This window comes from Cryobacterium sp. N21 (assembly GCF_002929575.1).
GTDB classification, from domain to species: domain Bacteria; phylum Actinomycetota; class Actinomycetes; order Actinomycetales; family Microbacteriaceae; genus Cryobacterium; species Cryobacterium flavum.
This window is the reverse complement of sequence record NZ_PJJQ01000033.1, coordinates 356683-375588: the sequence shown is the minus strand read 5'-3', so window position 1 is coordinate 375588 and position 18906 is coordinate 356683. Positions and strand designations below refer to the sequence as shown.

Below are 18906 nucleotides of genomic sequence, written 5' to 3'. Positions count from 1 at the left end.
TGAGTTGTGCCACGATGACATTGCCCGGTTGTTCGACAGCAACCCCACGGCACGACCAGCCCGGCATGTTGCCGTTGGTCGTAGAAATGACCGGGGGAAATTCATGATCGACAATGATCTGTCGCGCGCGGTCACCAATACGCAGGCCGCGGCGACGGCCGCCGTCGCCGCATTCAATGCCAGCACCTCCCCGGAACAGCCGGAGGGACTCCAAACTCCGTTCACAACGACTGCCCGGGCGACCGCAGCGGCTTCGGCAACGTCCTATGCCACCTGGCAAGGTGTCAGTGAGCAACGCCACATCAACTATCGGTTGTGGGTGCAATCACCAGACGGTCAGAGATACTGCGATTGGGCCCCGCGGGCGTCCCTGCTGAGCCAGGCTATCGCAGCTCGCGACGAGGCCATCCTGGCCGCCTGGCGGTTTGATGCCAGCCAAGTTATCTCGCCGGCAGAGCAGGAGGCCCTCGCCGCCAGCCAGGCCGGCACAACCACGCTCCGGTCGAAGCGCTCGCGATCCATTCGTCGAGGTGGAATTGCCCTCATGTTGCTGTCGCCCGTGGTCTGGGTCTTCGCCTACTTCTTTGTTCTGCTCACCGGCGGTGAAGTCAGCATGCAGGCTATTCTGCCCGTCGCCTGGCTCCTGCTCGGTGCCGGAGTGGTCTTCGCCGGAGCACGAATGGCTCGCCCGCTACCCACCGACGACTCCGACCTCACAGCCGGATTCGCTAACCGGGTGGCCCTGCTCGGGTTCGATCCCCTCACCGAGCCAGCCCGGCTGCCGCGGTTGTGGACCGAGGATCCGAAGGTGGGCGAGCGCCTCGATCAGTTCATGCGCGACTCCTACACGAATTTTCCGACGCCGAGCGAGCTGCCGGCTCTGCGCATTCCCGACGTACGATCGGGGCGCACCGAGGCGTCGATTCAAGTGCGGGCCGTTCTCGATCAGTTTGCCGCAACGGATGCGTTGAATCGCCTCTGACCGATCGGTCGCTCTCTCAACCAGTGAATTACCTGAGCGTGCGCGCGACCATTAGGGGACGTATATTCCTTCGATTATGCTGAAGCTAAGCAACTTAGGCATGGCCTTTTCGGTCCCCTTCGCCTGGGGGCACCGACGTAAGGCACCTGTACCATGAACAAGAAGAATATTCTCATCGCCAGCGCCATCGGCGTCGTACTCGTGTTGAGCGGCGCAGGTATTGCCCTGGCCGTCAGCGATATCGGCGATAACGATGGCCCCCTCTCCGGCGAGACGCTCGACCGTGCGAGTAACGCAGCCCTGGCCGAAGTTGGCCCCGGCACCGTGACGAGCGCGGCGCGCAACGATGACGGCGGCAGCGCCTACGACCTCGAGGTGCGCCTCGAGAACGGCACCACGGTCGACGTGGAACTCAACGACGCCTTCGACGTGGTCTGGGTCGGCGACTTCGACAATGACAACTCGAACAACTCGTCGAACAACAGCTCATCGGCACCGAGCGCGGCGACCGACACGAGCGCCGCCGACCAGGCTGCCAGCGAGCGCTCGAGCGCCGAAGCCGCAGCCCTCGCTGCGATCGGCAGCGGGCGCGTGACCGACTTCGACCGGGACGACGACTGGGACCACGTCTACGAGGTTGAGGTCACCCTCGACAACGGCAGCGACCGCGACGTCGAGCTCGACGCCAACTTCGTCGTCGTGCGCATCGACGACGTTCAGCAGTAACAGCCGTACTCGATCAACGGTTAGCGTTCGACCAGAATCCCGTCTTCGTCGCAGTAGACGGTGCGCCCGGGCGTGAAGGTCACACCGGCGAACTCGACCACGGTATCCGCTGTGCCCGAGCCGGTCTTGGAACTCTTGCGCGGATTGCTGCCGAGGGCTTTCACGCCGAGGTCGAGGGCGCCGATGGCGACCCGGTCACGCACCGCGCCGTTGATGATGGCGCCGGACCAGCCGTTCGCGACCGCGAGGTCGGCGATCATGTCACCCATGAGGGCCGAGTTGAGGGAGCCGCCGCCATCGATGACGAGCACGGCACCGTCACCGGGCGTGGACAGGATGGACTTGAGCAGGGCGTTGTCTTCGAAGCAGGTGACCGTGCGGATCGGGCCGCTGAAGCGGGTTCGCCCGCCGATTGTCTGAAACTGCAGGGGTACGGATTGCAGCTCGTCGCCACGCTCGTCGTACAAATCGGCGGTCAATACGGTCATTGTTCCTCCAGGGTTTCGTTGCTTCCAGAGTAGGCCCGGGCGCGCGGCCTACATGACGCTGTCGAGGAAGGCCTGGGTGCGCGGGTTCTGTGGATTGTCGAGCACCCTGGTCGGAGGGCCGCTCTCCACAACGATTCCGGCGTCCATGAAGACGACCTCGTCGGCGGCGCCGCGGGCGAAGCCGATCTCGTGGGTGACCACGACCATCGTCATGCCGTCGGCCGCGAGGGCGCGCATGACGTCGAGCACATCACCGACCAGTTCGGGGTCGAGGGCGCTGGTCGGCTCGTCGAACAAGAGCAACTTCGGATCCATCGCGAGGGCGCGGGCGATCGCGACGCGCTGCTGCTGGCCGCCGGAGAGTTGGGCGGGGTAGGACTGCGCGAGGTCGGCCAGGCCGACCCGGTCGAGAAGCGCGCGGCCTCGCGACAGGGCGGCGGGTTTCGGCACGCCTCGTACGCCGATCGGCGCCGCCGTGATGTTCTCGAGGGCGGTCATGTGCGGAAACAGGTTGAAGCGTTGAAAGACCATGCCAATACCCCGGCGTTGTTTGGCGACCTCGCGGCGGTTCATCTCGAAGATGCGGCCGTGCCGAGCGGCGTAACCGACGAGTTCGCCGTCGACGGAGATGCGACCGCCGTCGATACGTTCCAGGTGGTTGATGCAGCGCAGAAACGTGCTTTTGCCCGACCCCGACGGCCCGAGCAGACACATCACCTGACCGGCCGCAACATCGAGGGAGATGCCCTTGAGCACCTCGACGCCGCCAAAGCTCTTACGCACTTTGCGGGCGCTCAGCAACGGTTGATGAGCGGATGCCGTCGGGTCAGGTACGCGCTCGCGGTCGGTCACGGGGCATCCGCTCTGTTGGTGGTGGGACGAGGAACTGGACGCAGTATCTTCCACACCCGTGCGAGCGGCGTCGGCGGCAGGGTACGTGCGTTGCCGCGCCCGTAATGACGCTCGAGGTAGTACTGCGGAATGGACAGCACCGAGGTGAGGAACAGGTACCAGCAGCTGACGACGACGAGCAGTTCAACCTGTCGCAGGTTCTGCGAGGAGATCTGGGTGGCGACCGTGTACAGCTCAAGCACAGCGATCACCGAAAGCAGCGAGGTGTTTTTGAGCATCGAGATGGTCTCGTTGCCCATCGGCGGGATGATCACCCGCATGGCCTGTGGAAGCACCACCTTGAACAGGGTGAAGGTGGGGCTCATTCCCACCGAGTACGCGGCCTCATACTGGCCTTCGTCGACCGAGAGCATGCCGGCACGCACGATTTCGGCCGAGTACGCGGCCTGATTGAGCGTGAGGGCGAGCAGCCCGGCGGTGAATGCCGGGATGAGCGTGTTGGTGTCGATAGAGAACAGGGTGAAATCGGTGAACGGCACACCGAGCGATATCTGGGAATAGAGAAGCCCCAGATATCCCCACAACACGATCTGAATGAGCAGCGGCGTACCGCGAAACACCCAGACGTACATCCAGGCCAGCACGGTCATCACCGGGTTGTTGGAGAGGCGCATGACCGCCAGCAAGACTCCGAGCAGTGTCGATATCAGCATGGCGACGACCGTGAGCACGAGCGTGAGCAGCACTCCGCTGAGGATGCGCTGGTTGAAGATGAACTCGCTGATCGTTGGGTGGTGAACGTTTCCGTTGCCCCACAACGACACGCCGAGGCTGACTCCACCGCCCAGCAGGATGGCTGCAACGACCCAGCGCCACGGGTGACGCAGTGGTACGGCGACGATATCGTCAGAGTCAAGGACAGCCGGCTGCAACTGGCTCGCGCGTCGGCTCAGCGTTGTCGGCGCCATCAGGAACCGAGGTTGATGCCGGCCTGGTCGGCCGCGTAGTCGCCCATGTCGTACTTGTCGAGAATCTGCTGGTAGCTGCCGTCGTCCATGACAGACTGCAGCGCGAGCAGCAGGGCTTTGGTCAATTCCGAGTCCTTCTTGAGCACGCCGATACCGGTATAGACGGGGTTATAACCGGCCGGGTTCGCACTGTCGCGAACGACCTCGAACATCGTGCCATCACCTGCCGTCTGCGCGGCGTAGGCGGCGACAGCGGAATCAACCACATCGGCGACGGCCTTGCCCGATCGAACCGCAGTCTGAACATCCGTCTCCAGGGGCAGTTCGGCGATCTTCATCGCGGTCGAACCGCTCTTCGTGCATTCCTCGTCGTAGCCGTGCAGAATCTCGGCCTGCACCGTGGCCTTTTGCACCGCCACATTCTGGCCACACAGGTCGAGAACGGTCGTGATCTTTTCGGGGTTTCCAGCCAGAACCAGAATGGAGAACCCGGCGTGGAAGTAGTCGACGAAGTCGAGCGTGGCCTGGCGTTCCAACGTGTCATTCATGCCCGACATGATCACATCGTGTTTACCGGACTGCAGCGACGGAATAATGCTGTCGAAGGCCTGCGTCTGCAGCTCCATCGTGACACCGAGTTTGGCTCCGATCGCCTGCGCGAGGTCGTAGTCGAAACCGGTGAGGTTCTGGTTTTCGTCGAACATTTCCATGGGCGGGAACGGAATGTCGGAGGCCACCTTGATCACCCCGGCGTCCTTGTATTTCGTCGGCAAGGCCGCAGCGGCTGCCGCGTCGATCTCAGCGGCATTGGGTGTGTTGGCCGGTTCCGGGTCGCTGCTGGCTCCGCACCCGGCCAAGGAGAGCGTTGCGACAACGCCAATCGAGGCGAGAACCAGCCAGGGGGCTCTGCGGCGCTGCGTGTGATTCATGGTTTTCTCCAGACTGCTCGGCGTGATGTTTAGAAGCGGATGTTGGTGGTCGACGCGGTGACGTCCGCGAGCACGTCTGGCAGCACTTCGACACCGATGCCAGGGCCGGTGGGGAGTCGAAGGTGCCCGTTCTCGAGAACAAACGGTACCGTCAGGTCGCGCGCGTAGTACCGGTTCGAGGCCGAGGTATCGCCCGGCAGCACGAAGTTCGGCAGTCCGGCGAGGGCCACGTTCGCCGCGCGTCCGATGCCCGTTTCGAGCATGCCGCCACACCAGACCGGCACGCCGTGTGCTGCGGCGACGTCGTGGATGCGTCGGGCTTCGAGGTAGCCACCGACCCTGGCCGGTTTCACGTTGATAATGCTGCAGGCTCCGAGTGTGATTGCCGTCGCGGCGTCGCAAGCAGACTCGATCGACTCGTCGAGACAGATCGGCGTCGTGATGAGCCTGGCCAGTTTGGCGTGGCCGAGCAGATCGTCTTCCTTCATCGGCTGTTCCATCAACAGCAGGTCGAAGGGGTCGAGCCGGGCGAGTTGGCGGGCATCGGCGAGGGTGTATGCGGTGTTCGCGTCGACCTGCAGCAGAATGTCGGGGCCGAATCGTTCGCGCACTGCGCGGACCGGAGCGAGGTCCCAGCCGGGTTCGATCTTCAGTTTAATGCGCAGGTAGCCCTCGGCGAGGTAGCCGGCGACCGCGTCGAGCAGCTCGGGGATCGAGTCCATGATGCCCACCGACACTCCGGCCGGAACCGTGTCATTGACGGCGCCCAGGTAATTGCCGAAGGACACCCCGGTTTCCTTGAGTTGGGCGTCGAGAATGGCCGTTTCGAGCACGGCCTTGCTCATCATGTGGCCCTTGACCGGTTCGAGGGCGGTGGCGACGCGTTCGGCTGTGAGCCGGTCACCGAGGGCCTGCAGCCGGGGAACCAGATGGTCCCGAATGACGAGGTCGGCGGCGTCGAGAAATTCAGAGCTATAGAGCGGGTCGGGTTCTGAGGCGCATTCGGCCCAGCCTTCGGCATTGGCCGTGGTCACTCGTACCAGCGTTGTCTCACGTTCGGTCGAGGTACCGAAAGACGTTCGAAATGGGGTCACCAGCGGCAGGTGCACTCGGCGGAGCTCGATGTTTTCAATCTTCATTCGTGGTGTCCTTTGTGTTCTGAGGGCTGTAGTAGATACCAGCCGGTGCGGGTCATCGCTGTCGCCGTATACCCCTCGGAGAAGGCGTTTTGGAAGATGGCGCGGGTGCCGGTACGCCAGGCCGCTGCCAGAACCGGATCCTCTGCGCGGAGGGCGACGATGTCGGTCGGGACGCGGCACCAGAGGTCGTGGCCGAGCTCGACCAGGACCGGCTGGCCGTCCGGGCCTGTGCCACATACGGCATCCGCTGTGAAGTCGGGCAGTTCGACGAGCGCAGGGGTCCCCTCGCTGCACACCAACGTTTCGGGCGATTCGAGCAGCCAGAGCGCGACGAGACGGTCGCTTTCATCGTGCGCGTTGATTTCGTCATCCATCTCGCCGTAGAAATTCTCGACATATTCGCTGGCGTGGGCGCCGAGTTTGGTGAGATTGAAACGGGCATTGCGGCTGACCAGGGGGTCGAAGGTCCACGTCATGGTGGTGAGCCCCCGGGTAAGCGCCCAGGCGCGCTGGTGCTGTTTCAGTGCAAACCCGACGCCGGCGTCGCCGAGGCCCGGCAATACCCCGGCGATGAGCGAGTACATCGAGGGGACATCGGGAGAGACGATGGCCGCAGCGGCGCCGCAGAGCAGGCCTTCGCGGTTATAGGCGGCCGTGACGTTACATCCGGCATGGCCGATGCTGCGAAGCAGGTCGGCTGGAATCGGGGGCCCGTGCTGTGAGGTGCCCCAGACTCGAATGAGTAAGTCCGCTATGTCACGGTGGCGCTGCATCGAAGTCTCATCTACGACCCGCACCGCGGCCACGTTCGCCGCCCGCGAAGCGGCCAACTGCGCTTGGCAGACCAGGGGGCTGGGCTCGCGGATTCCGGCGCTGCGAGTGGGGATGTTGATCAACATGGCTTAAGTGTTGCCAGTCGACCCGACCAAGGCTTTAGCGTGCAGCACGAATGATATAGCAATTGTTTGTCGTACAGCACTATCACCGGTAGGTTGAGCCCATGGAGGACGGCCCAAAGCGCGAGCCCGATGGGATCGCGCTGTCCGAGCTACTCGGCATTCTGAATGGTTCCGGGCTGCGCAGCGCTTCGGCAAGGGTTTCGCGGTGGCTGCCGTTGACGAGCCCGACCCTGTTCGATCGGTGGATGCCGCCGACCGGGCCACGGAGCGGCATTCTGCTGGCCATCGGGGTGCATCCGGGCGCGCCGGAGTCCGTGGAGGTCCTGCGTGACGCAGCCCGGATTGGTTTTGGTGCGGTGGTCGTGAAGGCGCTCGCGCAGGACGTACAGCCGCTGGCAACGCTGGCCGACGACCTCGATATTGCGCTGCTGGTTGTAGACGACGAGATCGAATGGCGACAGCTGGAGGCGCTCATCAATGCTGCCCTCAGCACGGCCTCCGAAGCCGGCACCTCACCGGTGACTCTGGTTGTGGGCGATCTCTTCGCGCTGGCAAATGCGATTGCCGCGTCGATCGGCGGCGCGACTTCGATCGAGAATCTGCAACAGAATATATTGGCCTATTCCACTCTGCCGGGTCAGCCCATCGATGAGGACCGGCGCGAGGGTATCCTCGGCCGTCAGGTGCCCGACCTGCCGGAGAATGCCGAACAGTATGCGGCTCTATTTCGAGCTCCCGGCGCCCTGCGTATTGCCGGCGTGCCACCGGCACTCGACCGCCTTGCGGTCGCTGTGCGCGCCGGCACACAGGCACTTGGCTCGATCTGGGTGGTCGAGGCATCCGGCGTCCTCGACGCGGATGCTGCCGGCGCCCTTGAACGCGCCGCCGACATCGCCGCCCTTCACTTGTTGCGCGCCCGGAGCGCTGCCGACCTCGCCAAGCAACAACGCTCGGAGTTGCTGCGGCGTCTGCTGGAGGGAGGCGAAGATGCCCTTCTGGTGGTGCGCCAACTGGGTCTTGATCGCGCCGGGCCATTCACCGTACTCGCGATATCGCCCCGCATCGAGGGCCACGAACTGCGTCTGGACCGGCTGGCGGACCTTGTCGCGATGGCTTGCCAGGCACACCAATCCGGGACCGAGTGTGTGCTGATCGGTAACACGGTGTACGCCGTCTTCAGCGGCGTGGGCAGCGAGACTACGAGAGTGGAGGCGTCCGCCGCACGATTGGCCGATCGGGCAGCGGCCAGTCTGCGCGTGCCGGTACGCGCGTCCGTCGGCTCGCAGGTAGCCAGCGTCGGTCAGATCGCTCGGTCACGCCGCGATGCCGACCTCGTATTGCTGATCATGGCGAACGATGCGGCGCACGGGCCGGTGACCAGTGCGCGCGATGTGCGCAGTCAGCTCAGCCTGCTCGAACTTGGGCAAGTTCTTCGCGACACCCCACGGCTGTTTTCGTACTCGGCACAGGCTGTGCTCGACCTTGATGCCCGCTCAGGTACCGACTATGCCGCGACCCTGCGTACCTACCTTGATTGCGGGCGAGACTCGGCCAGAACGGCCGCATTGCTGTCGGTGCACCAGAACACATTGCGCTACCGCTTGCGGCGGGTGCATGAGCTGTTCGGTATCAACCTCGACCACGCTGACGACACGCTCATGCTATGGCTAAGCCTGCGCGTGGTCGATTAGCTGTTGTGCAGGCCGCCCACCGGGGCACAATAGTCAGGTGATTCGCAAACGAGTGCTCGCCCGCGGCGAGGTGCAGGGCGTCGGGTTTCGTTACCATGCCCGGGCCCAAGCGCTGCACCTCGGGCTGGTCGGGTACATTCGGAACCGGCCGGACGGGTCGGTGGAACTCGAAATCGAGGGGCGGGAGGCATCCGTTGCGCGCATGCTGCACTGGCTGGAAACCGGCCCGCGGTATGCCGTCGTGACCGCCCTCGAGGTGAGTGACGTCGCGGCAACCGGCGAGAGCGAGTTTCAGATCACCGGTTGAGGTCGGGGGCTGCCCGGCGCTGGCGTAGCGTTAGCCTATGACCGCGCGCACGAGCCCCGCCGGGGTACGGGAATGAAAGCGCGCACCGCGTTCGGTGTGGCGCGCCTCGGCCTGACCGCGGTCGAACTCGTGGCCCTCATCGGCTACTTTCAGTACACCCTCGGCGTGACTACCTTCGCCATCGCGAACTTCTTCAGCTACTTCACGGTGCAGAGCGCCATCGCATCGATGTTCGTCTTTCTGACCGCCGCGAGTGTCGCATTGCGGCGATCGACCGACCCGGCCTGGCTCGACATGTTGCGAGCGATGGTGACGACCTACATTCTGGTCTCCGGAGTCGTCTACGGCATCATCGTCTGGCAGTCGTCGAGCGCGAACTATTCCATCGAGGTGCCCTGGTCGAGCCAGCTGCTGCACTTCGTTATTCCGGTCTTGGCCCTCATCGACTGGATCGTCGACCCGTTCAAGGCCCGCCTGCCGTGGAGATATCTCGGCTGGGCCATCGTCTTTCCGGTGTTCTGGCTGGTCTTCACCCTGTTACGCGGGCCCATCGTGGGCTGGTACCCGTACTTCTTTCTCGACGCCCGCCAGGTGAGCGGCCCCGGCGAGACCGTGTTCTACTGCCTGATCATCGTGGTGATCATCACGAGCATTGCGGCCCTGCTCACCTGGATCACAAGGCTCAAGCGGATGCCGCACCACCGACTTGCGTACTGGCGCCCCTGAGCTGTTCAGCTGCACTACTACGGGTCGGGTACCGCCAGGAACGGCTCGAGCGCGGTGAGCGCCGCCGCGAGAAAGTCGTCGTCGTCGAGCTCGCTCAGCCGGGTCGCGTTTTCGGCTGCGACCAGACCCATTAGAACGGGATCGCCGGTCAGCGGCATCATGTTGATCCAGACCGGGAAGTCGGCGTCTTCGCCGACGATGGTCCAGAGGCGGGCGGAGGTATCCCAGAACGGCACGTCGAACCGCAACCAGACCTTGTCGACCACGCCCATGCCGAGCGCGCCGATGGCACCGCGGTGGGCGAATGGCAGCGCCGGCGAGAATTCGATGGCCGCGTTCTTCAGCACACCGAGTGGCACGGTCACGATCACCCGATCGGCGGACAGCGACTCGCCGGTACCAAGGCGCAGGCTCACGCCGTCGTCGTCGTGGGCCACGCGATTGACCACGCTCGAGAGCAGCATTTCGAGGCCTTCGGCGTCACTGGCGAGCAGGGTGGAGTAGCCGCCCACAACGAGCTGGTCGTCGTCGGTGCTCGCGATGTCGGTCGTGTACCAGGCCGATTGCTGGCTCGGTGTGGCCCCGGTCTCAACCTTGAGTTTCGTGGCGATCTCGTACTCGAGCCAGTCGGCATCCGAGAGGCCATCGGCGTTCGGGGTCTTCGACAGACTTGCTTCGCCCGAATCGACCAGGGCACGTTCAACCGAGACATCCTGCTGCTGATTGGCTGCCCAGCTGAGGGCTCCGGCCACGGCCTGAGTGCCGAGTGGTGACACCTCGACGATCGCCCCGGCTCGGGTTCGCACCTCGGGCGTGCGCACGAACGGCAGCAGCTTCACCCCGAGCGCCGTGAGCTCGTCGTCCAAAAAATTATCCGAGGTGTTGTGTACGAACGAGGGACCACGTTCGATCGGAAAGGGCCAGTCGTCGCTGACTGTGTCGATGCGCCCACCGATGCGGTCGCGCGCCTCAATCACGACCACGTTGAAGCCATCGTTGACGAGTTGACGGGCCGCCGTTATCCCGGCAATTCCGGCACCGACAATCGTGATACGTTCCCCCGGAGCCGCGACATCCCGCACCTGGCTGGCCGCCAGCAGACCAGAAGCGCGGGCACCCTGCACAGTGCCGGGCTCATCGGCCGCGGTCGCTTCGCCAGCGAAGAACACTCGGGCATCGACGGCCTGGCCGAGGGCTGTTCGGTGCTCTGGGGTGGCACCGACGCTGGCGTAGCTGAAGGATCCGCGGGAGAAAGGGTCGGCCGACCAGTTGGTTCTGGAGACCGTGAGCGGCTGCGGAACCAGCGAGGGGGTGAGCGTGGTTGGCGCCGGGGATGTCGTCGGAACCGGCGCCGGGGACACGCACGCGGCGAGAGCCAACACGGAAAAACCCGACGCTGTGCCGAGCAGAAAAGTGCGCCGCTTCACGATCGGTCTGCTTTAGAACGGCGGATCCCGGGCGCGCGCCCGCAGTGCTTCAGTACGGCGCCAGTCATGAGACCAAACTACCGCAGACCGTGCCGCTTGACATTTTCTTCTCGAGAGCCGCTGGTTACCGGCGCTCCTCGGCCACGGAGTTACCGCCGTCGACGACGATCACCTGCCCGGTGACGTAGGCGGCTCCTGGCGAGGCAAGAAACGCGATGACGGATGCGACTTCCCCCGGCGTGCCGCTTCGGCCGGCCGGAACCAGCGCACCCTCCAGAGCCTCGCTCGTGAGCTGGGAACCGGTCGAGATCCAGCCGGGCGCGACGGCGTTCGCCGTGATGCCCACTTCGGCCTCGTCCACTGCGAGCGCCCGCACCAGCCCGACCAGCCCGGCCTTCGCTGCGGCGTAGGCGACATCATTGCGGCTGGCCATGATCGACCCGCTCACGCTCGACACCATCACGATGCGACCCCATCCGGCCGCGCGCATGAACCCGATCACCGTGCGAGTGGCATGAAATGCTGTGGACAGATTGATGGCGAGGCCGTGTTCCCACTCGGCCGGACTGGTCAGGATATCTCCGTGACCCATCTCGGCGTCGCCGACCGCGACCATGCCCGCGTTGTTCACGAGAATCGTCGGCTCGCTCCCGGTCGCGGCGAGCGCCACCCGCAGTCCCTCGGTACCGACGGCCGAGTCGAGGGCACAGACGATTCCGCTCGCATCGAGTCCGTGTGCCGTCAGTTCGCGCGCACGGTCGTGCACCCGCGCCGTCGTGCCCGTGAGGATCACCCGGCAACCGAGTTCACCCAGCATCCGTGCTGCGGCGAAGCCGATACCGGTGGCGCTGCCCGCCCCGGTGATGAGTGCGGTGTGCCCGCCGAGGTCGAAGGCGGCCGGGAGCGCGGTTGCGGGAGTCATGGCGTCAGGTTAGTGCCCTCTCACCGCAGACTGTGCCGGTTGACATTTTCCTCTCAAGGTAGTTAGTTAGTCACATGACCAACTAACCAGTGAACCGGCGGGGGCTGGGAATCGGGCAGCAGCATCCACTGAAAGCAGGCAGTCCTTGATCGAAGCGGGCAAACCGATCTTCGTGCAGATCGCGGAGCAGATCGAGAACGACATCATCGATGGCGTCATTGAGGAAGAAACATCCGTTGCGTCGACCAACGAATTCGCGGCCTTTCACCGCATCAATCCGGCGACCGCTGGCAAGGGCGTCAACCGTCTGGTCGAAGACGGCATTCTCTACAAGAGGCGAGGAATAGGAATGTTTGTAGCAACCGGAGCTCGGCAACGACTGGTCGTCGCCCGCACCGAACAGTTTCGGGCCAACTTCGTCGGCCCCCTGCTCAGTGAAGCCGCCAAGCTCGGCATCACCCCGGAACAGGTGGCCGGAATGATCAACATTGAATCGAGAAAGGGCAGTAACTCATGACTGACACCGCTGTGCGCGTCGCCGGCCTCACCAAGAAGTTCGGCGCCTTCACCGCTATCGACGACGTGAGTTTCACGGTCGAACGCAACAAGATCTATGGTCTGCTCGGCCGCAACGGCGCCGGCAAGACTACCCTGATGCAGCTGCTCACCGGACAGCAGTTCGCCACCAGCGGCACCCTCGAGGTGTTCGGCGCCTCCCCCGTTGAGAACGCGCGGGTGTTGCAGTCGCTGTGTTTCATCAAGGAAAGCCAGAGATATCCGGACAGTTTTCGGCCCCAACACGTCTTCGCGAGCGCTCCGTGGTTTTTCGCGAACTGGGACGACGCCTTCGCCGCCCGTCTGGTGGAGGATTTTCGGCTGCCGCTCAACCGTCCGATCAAGAAACTCTCCCGTGGTCAGCTCTCGGCGGTCGGCGTGATTGTGGGGCTCGCCTCGCGCGCGCCGCTCACCTTCTTCGATGAGCCCTACCTTGGACTCGATGCGGTCGCGCGGCAGATCTTCTACGATCGCCTGCTCGAGGACTACGCCGAGTATCCGCGCACCATCATGCTCTCGACACACCTCATTGACGAGGTCAGCAACCTGCTCGAGCACGTTCTCGTGATCGACGAGGGCCGTATCCTCATGGACCAGGACGCCGAGCAGCTGCGCGGCTCAGCCAGCACCGTGGTCGGCAAGAAAACGGATGTCGACGCTTTCGTTGCCGGCCGCGACATTATTTCCCGAGATGGTATCGGCGGGCTCGCCTCGGTGACCGTGGCCGGCCTCGGCGAGGCCGAACGGGCCGCCGCGCGCGCCGCCGGACTCGAGCTCTCGCCCGTGTCGCTGCAGCAGCTGATCGTGCAGCGCACCACGAGCACCACCGGCAGCGCAACCCTTGATGAAACCGAGAGCAAGACCGACGCCTGGAGCACACACTCATGACCGTCACCGATTCGCTGACCGGCACCGCGGCATCCGTTCACCCGCGGAGCGCGCCGGCCCGCATCTGGAACGTGGTGCGGTTGCACCTCATCGACCGCCGAACCTACATCGGTATCCCGTGGCTCATAGTGGGCATGGCCTTCGTGATCACCATCTTCATCGCCCAGATCGTCGGTTTCACGACCGGCGGACTCGGCACCCCCGACGCCATCGAGGGCCAGCGCTACAGCTGGGCCGTGCTCTCACCGCAGTGGTACCTGGTTGTCGTGGGCGTGCAGGCCATCTCCTTCGGGTTTCCGCTCGCGCTCGGTTTCGGCGTCACCCGCCGGGACTTCTACCTCGGAACAGCGCTGCTGTTCCTACTGATCTCGGCCGCCAACGCCCTCGCGTTCGCCCTGCTGACCCAGCTCGAACAGCTAACCGAGGGGTGGTTCATCGACACCTATATGTTCAACGCGCTCTGGCTCGGCATCGACGGGTTCTGGGTTGACCTTTTCTCGTTCTTCGTGATGCAGCTGCTCGTGTTCTTCATCGGGGCGTCGATCGCGACCATCTATATGCGCTGGCGCATGCCCGGCATGCTCGTGTTCTGGAGCTCGCTGGCCCTGGCCATCGTCGGCGCGGTCACGATCATCACCTTCACGAGCAACTGGCCGGCAGTTGCTATCTGGTTCGGCGCCCAGGGAATCGGCGGCATCTTCGCCTGGCTGCTTCTGCCCGCAGCGGTCGCCGGATTCGGCGGCTTCCTGGCTCTGCGCCGCGCGACCCCCAAGAACTAGCTACTTCAGGAAGCCATCGACTAAAAGGGCGCGCACCTTGGGCAGCAGCTCGGCGGTCAGCGCTGGCTCGTCCGCGTCGAGCAGCTGGGCGAGGGCTCCGATGATGGCGCCGACGGCGAGCTCACCGTCGCAGGCACCGACCAGCCCGGCCAGGGCGGTGTCGAGCGGCAACGAGCGGCCGAATCCGCTGCCCTGGTGCAGGGTCATGAGCGTCGGATCCTGCTGTCCTGGCCAGTAGTGGCGCTCTTCGGTGACGTCGGAGGCCACGGTGAGATTTGTGCGCAACAGGCGCGCATCATCCGTTGCCGCCTGCCAGTCGTGCGCGGCGAGACACTCGGCGAGGTGCGCGCCGAGCCCGGCCGGGTTGTGGCCCAGGGCATCGGGCAGGCGCTCGAGGCGACGCAGGCCGGGAGCGGTGCCCCGGGTGGATGCGGTTTCCGGCAGGCGCAGCAGCAGGTAGCCGAAGCCGACCCGACCCACTCCGCGCGCCTCGAAGTCGTTCAGCCAGGCCTTGTACAGCCGGTCGAAATCGGGACCGGGGCGGGTGCCGCCGTCGCGGATCCAGGTCTCGGCATACTCGCCCGGCGTCTGCACCTCGCGCTCGATGATCCACGCGTCGAGGGCACCCGGCGTGAGCCAGCGCTCAAGGCGCTCGAAGGCATCCGTTTCACCGAAGTATTCCCAGTTTCCGAGCAGCTGAACAACTCCGCCGGGCGTGAGGTGGTTGGCGGCGCCGCGCACAACAGCCTCGACCAGGGCATCACCGACCATTCCGCCGTCGCGGTACTCGTAGCTCGGCACTCCCTCGGTCCGCGGGGTGATCACGAACGGCGGGTTCGAGATGATGTGGTCGAACCGCTCCCCCGCCACCGGCTCGAACAGGCTGCCGAACCGAAACTCGATGTTGTCGATCTGGTTGAGCTCGGCGTTCAGCGCCGCGAGCTCGAGCGCACGCACCGAGATGTCGGTCGCGACGACATGCTCGGCGTGCCGGGAAGCGTGCATGGCCTGGATTCCGCAGCCGGTGCCGATGTCGAGCGCCCGCTCAACCGCGCGCGGCATCATGAGCCCGCTCAGGGTGCGCGAGGCGCCGCCGATGCCGAGAACGTGACTTTCGCCGAGCGGATGCCCGAGCGCCAGCTCCCCCAGATCGCTCACGATCCACCAGCTGCCGGCCCCGTGCGCGTCAATGAAGCTGTACGGACGGAGGTCGACGAGCGGGCGCACGAGCGCATCGACGGCGGCCACGAGCCCGAGTCGTTCAGCACCGGCTGCCCCGAGTGTCGGCAGCGCGGCATCGAGATCGACACGCGGAACCGCGTCTCCGAACAGAAACAGCCGAGCCAGCGTCGCGGCGGGCTCATTCCGCCCCAGTTTGACGGCGAGCGTGGCGAGCGCCCGCTGGGCCGGAACCCGCTGGTTGCGGCGGAGGGCGGCATCCGCTTCTATGCCCCACAGTCCGGTCAGGCCAGGAACCGAGAAATGAGCGGCCGCGAGGTCGGTGCGGAGGCGGGGAACGAGAGTTGCAGGAGTCACGGTTCTATTCAACTCGATGCGCGCGGTCACAACCAACGCATGGTGAACGCCCGGACCACCAGTTCGTTGGCCGGCGGCAGCGTGAGACCGCGCACGACGGCGTTGCGAACGCCGAGTCGCAGACCGTGGGCTGGCCGGCCCATCTGCATGTTGAATCCGGCTTGCAGGGCCGCTCGCCGGGCGGCGCGGCGGCGCGTGCGGTCGTAGCGGGCCAAAACGGATGCCGCCGCTGACGGTTCGAGCAGCGCCCGCTGCACCGCCGGCGCGAGGGCCACGGCGTCGAGCCAGCCGAGGTTCATGCCCTGCCCACCGATCGGGCTGATCTGGTGCGCCGCATCGCCGATCAGCACCACGCGGCCCGTGCACATGCTCCCCGCGAGCCGCTGCTGCACGGCGAAGGCGCTGACAGCCCCGAGCGGCTGGGCAACGCTGACTCCTGTTCGGTGACGGATGAGCGCGGCGAAGTCGGCGCTGTCGGCATCCGTTGCGAGAAAATCGGTCATCGCCACCCACCGACGCCGATCGCCGGGCAGCGGAAACGACTCGACCACGCCGCCGCGCTCGAAGTAGAGCACCGCGCCGGTATCTCTCGGGTCAGGATCGGCGAAGTCACCCATGAGATACGTTTCACCGCGGCCGAGCTGCCGCCAGGCGATGCCTGCCGCCTGACGCACGCGGCTGCGCGCGCCGTCCGCGCCGATCACGTAGCGGGTATCGATCGGGCCGGCGTCGGTCGTGAGTTTCAGGGCGTCACCGCGGTCTTGCACCCCGGACACGGTCACGCCGCTGCGATACAGGCCTGGGCGGAGTTGCTCGAACCGATCGCGCAGCAGCGCCTCCGTCTCGTATTGCGGCAGGGCGACCACGAACGGATACGCCGGCGCGACCTTCTCGAACGACATCTGCCCGAGCCGGCGCGAATCGCAGCGCACCTCTCCCGTGCGAATGCGCACGGCCCGCTCGAGCAGGGCGTCGGTGATGCCGATGGCGGCGAGGGCGGCCAGCGACGGCGGGTGAATGCCGATCGCCCGCGACCGGAGGGACGGCGTCTCGCGCTGCTCCAGCACCTCAACGTCGAGCCCGCCGACGGCGAGTACGCAGGCGAGCATGGTGCCGACCGGGCCGCCACCCACGATGACGACGTCACGCATCAGGCCGCATCCCAGCCCAGCACGAGCCGCGACGGCAGGCCGCGCGACACCGTCCACCCAGCGGGCACCGCCGCCCGCAGCTCGACGGCCGTGTAGCTGCGTTGAATCGAAGTGAGCCCGTCCGGGCGAATATAGGAATGCCGAAAGAACGGCCAGGTCGCCGCCGCGAACCCGAGGTACGCGTAGTTGGAACGCTCCAGATCGGCGTGCAGCACGCGCACGCGAGCGAGATCCTCCGAGTCCACGAGCAGCCCCTTCAGCTCGTCCACGCTCAGATGGTGCAGCACGTGATTGGACACCACGAAGTCGAAGCGCGCGCCCTCTGCGACGAGGTCGGAGCTGAGCGCCCGGCGAAACGAGAGGCCGGCGATCTTCGGCTGGCTGGTCGCGAAGACGTGCGCACGGGCATCCGGATCGATGCCGGTCACGGTGAGCCGCAGTCCGTCGCGCACTGCCCAGCGGGCCAGCGATCGCGAGACATCGCCACCGCCGGAGCCGACGTCGAGCAGCGTCGTTTCGGTCGTGGTGGACAGGGTCGGGCGGATGCTGCGGCGATAGATCCCCGGCCAGCCCGACACGACCGCATTGACCACCTGAAAATTCTGGTACGTGCGCGTGAGCATGGCCGGGTCGCACAGCGGAGAATCCATGATCTCCACGGCCCCATGCGCCCGCACGCGCAGTGACGGAAGGGCCATTCAGCCCTCGATCACGGTCATCAGGCCGGACTCCACGGTGAGACCGGGGCCGAACGCCATGGCGCAGACCCGTTCACCGTCGGCGGTGGCTGGGCCGTCGAGAATTGCCTTCATGACGAAGAGAATGGTCGCGCTGCTCATATTGCCGTTGGTGCGCAGCGTCTCACGCGAAGGCAGCAGCTGGTCGGGGCGGAGTCCGAGTTTGGCCTCGGTCTTGTCGAGAATGCTCCGACCACCGGGGTGGATCGCCCAGTGCTCGATCACCGAGCTCAGCGTGGCCGGCGGCGCGAGGGTGAGGACCGGGGCCGCGCTGGCCGCTGCATCCGCTTCACAAGGGACGGCCACGAGCTGCCGGGTGATCGACGCGTCGCGGGCAAACAGGGGCGCGAGGGCACTCTCGATGTGTTCGTCGATGATGTGCGGAACGTAGGTGCTCAGAATCATTTCGAAGCCCTCATCGCCGATTTTCCAGGCCATGTCGCCCTCACCGACCGGGGTGATGACCGTTTCGAACAGGTCGAGACCGAGGGCTTTCTCGCCGGGCAGCGGTGCCCGGGAGCTGACGATACCGGCGGCCGCGCCGTCGGAGAACAGCGAGGAGGCGACGATGGTGTCCGGGTCGCTCGAGGTGCGCAGGTGCAGCGAGCAGAGTTCGGCGCTGACCACGAGTACGACCGCATTCGGGTCGGCCTCGACGAACTGCTTCGCGGTGCGGAGGGCAGGCATGGAGGCGTAGCAGCCCATGAATCCGAGGTGGTAGCGCTGGGTGCTGGCATTCAAGCCGAGTTCGCGCACGAGCATGTAGTCGGGGCCGGGGGCGTAGAACCCGGTGCAGGAGACTGTGACGACGTGGGTCACATCTTCCGGGCGAATGTCGGGGCAGGCGGCGAGCGCCCGGCGGCCAGCCTCGACGAAGAGTTTGGTGGCTTCCGTGATGTAGAGCTCGTTACGCACCCGGGTACTCGGCACCAGCAGAAGTTGCTGCCGCGCATCGAAGAACTGCGGATCGGCCGAATCGTTGTCGAGGGTGAGCTCGGCAATCACGGTATGTCGGGTTTCAATACCCGACACGTTGAAACTAGTGCTGACCAGCCGTTGTGCCAGTCGGCTGAGTCCGGGCTGGGCGGCGAAAATGTCGCGCACCTGCTCCTGGATCAGAATCGTCGGGGGAACTACGGTCTGGAGCGCTCTCAACGTGACGGCCATGAGTTAGTCTCGCACGTGGTTTCGATTGAGTACACCC

At 65.3% G+C, this 18906-nt stretch carries 20 protein-coding genes; 8 read left to right on the top strand and 12 right to left on the bottom strand.

The window, feature by feature from the left end; all coding sequences use genetic code 11:
- Positions 1–103: 103 nt before the first annotated feature.
- A complete protein-coding gene (locus CXY77_RS12030; RefSeq protein WP_104089735.1) occupies positions 104–982 on the top strand; it encodes a hypothetical protein in 879 nt (292 codons plus the stop codon).
- Positions 983–1135: 153 nt separating this feature from the next.
- On the top strand, positions 1136–1708 hold the full coding sequence (locus CXY77_RS12025; RefSeq protein WP_104089733.1) for a hypothetical protein: 573 nt from the start codon (positions 1136–1138) through the stop codon (positions 1706–1708).
- A 20-nt stretch (positions 1709–1728) separates the two neighbouring features.
- Here CXY77_RS12025 and rraA read toward each other — a convergent pair whose 3' ends face one another.
- The 6 genes from rraA to CXY77_RS11995 are packed head-to-tail and all read right to left on the bottom strand — an operon-like array spanning position 1729 to position 6983.
- A complete protein-coding gene (gene rraA, locus CXY77_RS12020; RefSeq protein ID WP_104089731.1) occupies positions 1729–2196 on the bottom strand; it encodes a ribonuclease E activity regulator RraA in 468 nt (155 codons plus the stop codon).
- A gap of 48 nt (positions 2197–2244) precedes the next feature.
- Complete coding sequence (locus CXY77_RS12015) at positions 2245–3048, bottom strand: amino acid ABC transporter ATP-binding protein (protein WP_304466265.1); 804 nt, start codon at positions 3046–3048, stop codon at positions 2245–2247.
- Positions 3045–4016, bottom strand: a complete 972-nt coding sequence (locus tag CXY77_RS12010; RefSeq protein WP_104089730.1) for an amino acid ABC transporter permease — start codon at positions 4014–4016, stop codon at positions 3045–3047. Before CXY77_RS12010 ends, CXY77_RS12015 begins: the two co-directional genes overlap by 4 nt.
- Positions 4016–4945, bottom strand: a complete 930-nt coding sequence (locus CXY77_RS12005) for an ABC transporter substrate-binding protein (RefSeq protein ID WP_104089728.1) — start codon at positions 4943–4945, stop codon at positions 4016–4018. The genes CXY77_RS12010 and CXY77_RS12005 overlap by 1 nt, the downstream gene beginning before the upstream one ends.
- 29 nt (positions 4946–4974) lie before the next feature.
- Entirely contained in the window at positions 4975–6084 is a 1110-nt protein-coding gene (menC, locus tag CXY77_RS12000; protein ID WP_104089726.1) for an o-succinylbenzoate synthase, read from the bottom strand.
- Entirely contained in the window at positions 6081–6983 is a 903-nt protein-coding gene (locus CXY77_RS11995; RefSeq protein ID WP_104089724.1) for a chorismate synthase, read from the bottom strand. Before CXY77_RS11995 ends, menC begins: the two co-directional genes overlap by 4 nt.
- Before the next feature lie 101 nt (positions 6984–7084).
- Here CXY77_RS11995 and CXY77_RS11990 point away from each other — a divergent pair, with 101 nt between their 5' ends.
- From CXY77_RS11990 to CXY77_RS11980, 3 genes are all read left to right on the top strand, one after another.
- Positions 7085–8674 carry a helix-turn-helix domain-containing protein gene (locus CXY77_RS11990; protein WP_104089722.1) on the top strand — a complete coding sequence of 530 codons (1590 nt, stop codon included), beginning with the start codon at positions 7085–7087 and terminating at the stop codon, positions 8672–8674.
- A 37-nt stretch (positions 8675–8711) separates the two neighbouring features.
- Positions 8712–8981: an acylphosphatase gene (locus CXY77_RS11985; protein WP_104089721.1), complete on the top strand. Its 270-nt coding sequence runs from the start codon at positions 8712–8714 to the stop codon at positions 8979–8981.
- A 72-nt stretch (positions 8982–9053) separates the two neighbouring features.
- Positions 9054–9707 (top strand): Pr6Pr family membrane protein, encoded by a 654-nt coding sequence (locus tag CXY77_RS11980; protein ID WP_092338937.1) that lies wholly within the window; start codon positions 9054–9056, stop codon positions 9705–9707.
- Positions 9708–9724: 17 nt separating this feature from the next.
- On the opposite strand, the gene CXY77_RS11975 is transcribed toward CXY77_RS11980, so the two are convergent.
- Both CXY77_RS11975 and CXY77_RS11970 read right to left on the bottom strand, forming a co-directional pair.
- On the bottom strand, positions 9725–11134 hold the full coding sequence (locus tag CXY77_RS11975) for an NAD(P)/FAD-dependent oxidoreductase (protein ID WP_104089719.1): 1410 nt from the start codon (positions 11132–11134) through the stop codon (positions 9725–9727).
- A 124-nt stretch (positions 11135–11258) separates the two neighbouring features.
- A complete protein-coding gene (locus CXY77_RS11970) occupies positions 11259–12056 on the bottom strand; it encodes an SDR family NAD(P)-dependent oxidoreductase (RefSeq protein WP_104089718.1) in 798 nt (265 codons plus the stop codon).
- Positions 12057–12201: 145 nt separating this feature from the next.
- Between CXY77_RS11970 and CXY77_RS11965 the strand changes: the two genes are divergently transcribed.
- The 3 genes from CXY77_RS11965 to CXY77_RS11955 are packed head-to-tail and all read left to right on the top strand — an operon-like array spanning position 12202 to position 14278.
- Positions 12202–12573, top strand: coding sequence for a GntR family transcriptional regulator (locus tag CXY77_RS11965; protein WP_104130115.1), 372 nt, complete (start codon positions 12202–12204; stop codon positions 12571–12573).
- Positions 12570–13499 carry an ABC transporter ATP-binding protein gene (locus CXY77_RS11960; protein ID WP_092338944.1) on the top strand — a complete coding sequence of 310 codons (930 nt, stop codon included), beginning with the start codon at positions 12570–12572 and terminating at the stop codon, positions 13497–13499. Before CXY77_RS11965 ends, CXY77_RS11960 begins: the two co-directional genes overlap by 4 nt.
- On the top strand, positions 13496–14278 hold the full coding sequence (locus tag CXY77_RS11955) for a hypothetical protein (RefSeq protein ID WP_092338946.1): 783 nt from the start codon (positions 13496–13498) through the stop codon (positions 14276–14278). The genes CXY77_RS11960 and CXY77_RS11955 overlap by 4 nt, the downstream gene beginning before the upstream one ends.
- On the opposite strand, the gene CXY77_RS11950 is transcribed toward CXY77_RS11955, so the two are convergent.
- From CXY77_RS11950 to CXY77_RS11935, 4 genes are read right to left on the bottom strand one after another with little or no spacing between them, the layout of a single operon-like run.
- Positions 14279–15814, bottom strand: a complete 1536-nt coding sequence (locus tag CXY77_RS11950) for a methyltransferase (RefSeq protein WP_104089713.1) — start codon at positions 15812–15814, stop codon at positions 14279–14281.
- Positions 15815–15840: 26 nt separating this feature from the next.
- Positions 15841–16965 (bottom strand): NAD(P)/FAD-dependent oxidoreductase, encoded by a 1125-nt coding sequence (locus CXY77_RS11945; RefSeq protein ID WP_104089711.1) that lies wholly within the window; start codon positions 16963–16965, stop codon positions 15841–15843.
- Positions 16965–17663 (bottom strand): class I SAM-dependent methyltransferase, encoded by a 699-nt coding sequence (locus CXY77_RS11940; protein WP_092338951.1) that lies wholly within the window; start codon positions 17661–17663, stop codon positions 16965–16967. Before CXY77_RS11940 ends, CXY77_RS11945 begins: the two co-directional genes overlap by 1 nt.
- Positions 17664–18869 carry a type III polyketide synthase gene (locus tag CXY77_RS11935; protein WP_092338953.1) on the bottom strand — a complete coding sequence of 402 codons (1206 nt, stop codon included), beginning with the start codon at positions 18867–18869 and terminating at the stop codon, positions 17664–17666.
- Positions 18870–18906 lie beyond the last annotated feature (37 nt).